Here is a 2,633-nt window from a genome sequence, read left to right as displayed (position 1 = left end):
CGCGGTCGGAGTCGTGCTCAGCCACCTGCGGTCGTCCCTTCCTTGCCGAGCCCGGGCTCCTTGCCGAGGCCGGACGCGATGCGGCCGATGAACGCGAGGCTCTCCTCGTGGATCCGGTCCGCGTCATGGTCCAACGTGGCGACGTGGTAGCTCTGTTCCAGGATGACCTCTTTCACGTCCGTCGACGAGATACGGCTGAGGATCCGGGCGGAGTCGAGGGGCGGCACCACGTGGTCCTGCGGGCTGCGCAGCAGCAGCACCGGCTGGGTGACCTGCGGTAGCTCGCGGTCGGTGGCCTGGAAGAACTGGCGCAGCGAATGCGCCGCGTGCAGGGGGACCCGGTCGTAGCCGAGCTCCCTGCTGTCCGGTTTGGCGATGTCACTGGCGATGCCCTTCGTCGCGGGGACGAGGTGGCGCACCACGGGCAGGGCGTGCGCGGCCAGGCCGTGCACCTTGTTCGCGGGGTTGACGACCATGACACCGCGGACGGCGTCGCCGTGCTTGGCGGCCAGCCGCAGGGCCAGCGCGCCGCCCATGGACAGGCCGGCGACGAAGACCGTCTCGCGGCGCTCGCACAGCAGGCGCAGCTCACGGTCCACCTCCGCGTACCAGTCCTGCCAGCCCGTGATCCGCAGGTCCTCCCAGCGCGTGCCGTGCCCGGGCAGCAGCGGCAGGGAGACGGTCATGCCGTGCTCGGCGAGGTGCTCCGCCCAGGGGCGCAGCGACTGCGGTGATCCGGTGAAGCCGTGGCAGAGGAGGACGGCGACCTCTCCGCCCTCGTGGTGAAACGGCTCGGCTCCGGCAAGGACCGGCACCTTCGGCCTCCTGGTCGTGAGAAGGGACTGGCACGATCACGGAATGTCACGGAACGTCATGGAAGGGGTTCGCGCGTCGTGCGCGGGACCTTCACCGTACGCGACCGCACTGACACCGACCAGGGCCGTAGGCGCCTTTGACAGCGCTCCGGGTTAAGGTCTGATCGACACATACAGGAGGCACTCGGTTGTTGTACGGCGCGATGAAGGTAACCATCGGGGGTCCGCTGAAGCTCGCCTTCAGGCCCTGGGTGGAGGGCCTGGAGAACGTACCCGCCGAGGGTGCTGCGATCCTGGCGAGCAATCACCTGTCGTTCTCCGACTCCTTCTTCCTGCCCGCCGTCCTCGACCGCAAGGTCACCTTCATCGCGAAGGCCGAGTACTTCACCACGCCCGGCGTGAAGGGCCGGATGACGGCCGCCTTCTTCAAGGGGGTCGGGCAGCTCCCCGTGGACCGCTCCGGTGCGCGCGGCGCGGGTGAGGCCGCCATCAAGAGCGGCATAGACGTGCTGGAGCGCGGTGAGCTGTTCGGGATCTACCCGGAGGGCACGCGCTCGCCCGACGGACGGCTCTACCGGGGCAAGCCGGGCGGGCTCGCGCGCGTGGCGCTCGCGAGCGGCGCGCCCGTCCTCCCCGTCGCCATGATCGACACGGAGAAGATCCAGCCGCCCGGGAAGGTCATGCCGAAGCTGATGAGGCCGGGCATCCGGATCGGCGAGCCCCTGGACTTCAGCCGCTACCAGGGCATGGAGCACGACCGGTTCGTGCTGCGCGCGGTGACCGACGAGGTCATGTACGAGATCATGAAGCTCTCCGGCCAGGAGTACGTCGACATGTACGCGACGGCCATGAAGCGGCAGCTCTCGGAAGCGGCGAAGGCGGAGAAGGAAGCCGAGAAGGCGGCGAAGGCCGCTCTGGCGCAGGCGGAGAAGGAACAAGCCGAGAAGGAAAAGGCCGAGAGAGAAAAGGCCGAGACGGAGCAGCGGCGGACCGAGCCCTAGCCGGGGCTTCGCCGGGGGGCAGGGGGAGATGGCCAAGCGCGAGCGTGTCATGAGGATGTCGGTCGAGCAGCCGCTGTGGCGTGCGCTCACCGCCTACCGGGTGCTCACGATGCTGTACGCGGTCGGCCTGTTCGCCACCGCCTACGGCGAGTTCGTCCGCCGCTGGGTCGCCGTCGCCTACTACGTCGTGCTGTGCGGGTGGACCCTGGCCACCCTGCCCCGGGTCGCGAACGCCGCCCGCTGCACCAAGCGGTTCCTCGCCGCCGACCTCACCATCGCCGTCGCCGGCATCCTCCTCACGACCGTCGCCGACGCGCACGAGCGGGTCCAGGCGGGCGGCCCGACCCTGCCGTCGATATGGACCGCCGGTTCCGTGCTGGCCTTCGCCATCAAGGGCGGCTGGCGCTGGGCGGCCCTCGCCTCCTCCCTCGTGGCCGTCGCCAACCTGGTCGAGCGCGGCAGCCCGGCCCGCGACACCGTCCACAACGTCATCCTGGTCTGCATCGCCTCCGTCGCCATCGGCTACGTCGTCGAGGTCGCCCGCGCCTCCGAGCGCACCCTCGCCCGCGCCCTGGAGATCGAGGCCGCGACGCGCGAGCGGGAGCGCCTCGCCCGGGACATCCACGACAGCGTGCTCCAGGTGCTGGCGATGGTGCAGCGCCGCGGGGCCGTGATCGGGGGAGAGGCGGCCGAGCTGGGCCGGATGGCCGGTGAGCAGGAGGTCGCGCTGCGCACCCTGGTCTCCGGCGGCCTCGTCCCCGTATCGCGGGTCTCGGAGGACGCCGCCGAGGGCGCCCTCGTCCGGGCCGTCGACGAG

The 2,633-nt window shown here is 70.7% G+C and carries 3 protein-coding genes; 2 read left to right on the top strand and 1 reads right to left on the bottom strand.

Translation table 11 applies throughout. From position 1 onward, the window contains the following. Positions 1-17: 17 nt before the first annotated feature. The gene (locus ABZ281_RS45445; RefSeq protein WP_356664250.1) at positions 18-815 is read right to left on the bottom strand and encodes an alpha/beta fold hydrolase; all 798 of its coding nucleotides are present in this window, start codon (positions 813-815) and stop codon (positions 18-20) included. A gap of 203 nt (positions 816-1,018) precedes the next feature. Between ABZ281_RS45445 and ABZ281_RS45440 the strand changes: the two genes are divergently transcribed. Continuing rightward, complete coding sequence (locus tag ABZ281_RS45440; RefSeq protein WP_356664249.1) at positions 1,019-1,816, top strand: lysophospholipid acyltransferase family protein; 798 nt, start codon at positions 1,019-1,021, stop codon at positions 1,814-1,816. A 28-nt stretch (positions 1,817-1,844) separates the two neighbouring features. Further along, positions 1,845-2,633 (top strand): DUF5931 domain-containing protein (locus ABZ281_RS45435; protein ID WP_356664247.1); only part of this gene is annotated, 789 nt, incomplete at its 3' end.

The sequence above is a fragment of the Streptomyces sp. NPDC006265 genome (assembly GCF_040613555.1).
GTDB lineage: Bacteria > Actinomycetota > Actinomycetes > Streptomycetales > Streptomycetaceae > Streptomyces.
The sequence above is the reverse complement of the archived record's forward strand: the minus strand, read 5'-3'. Positions and strand labels throughout refer to the sequence as shown.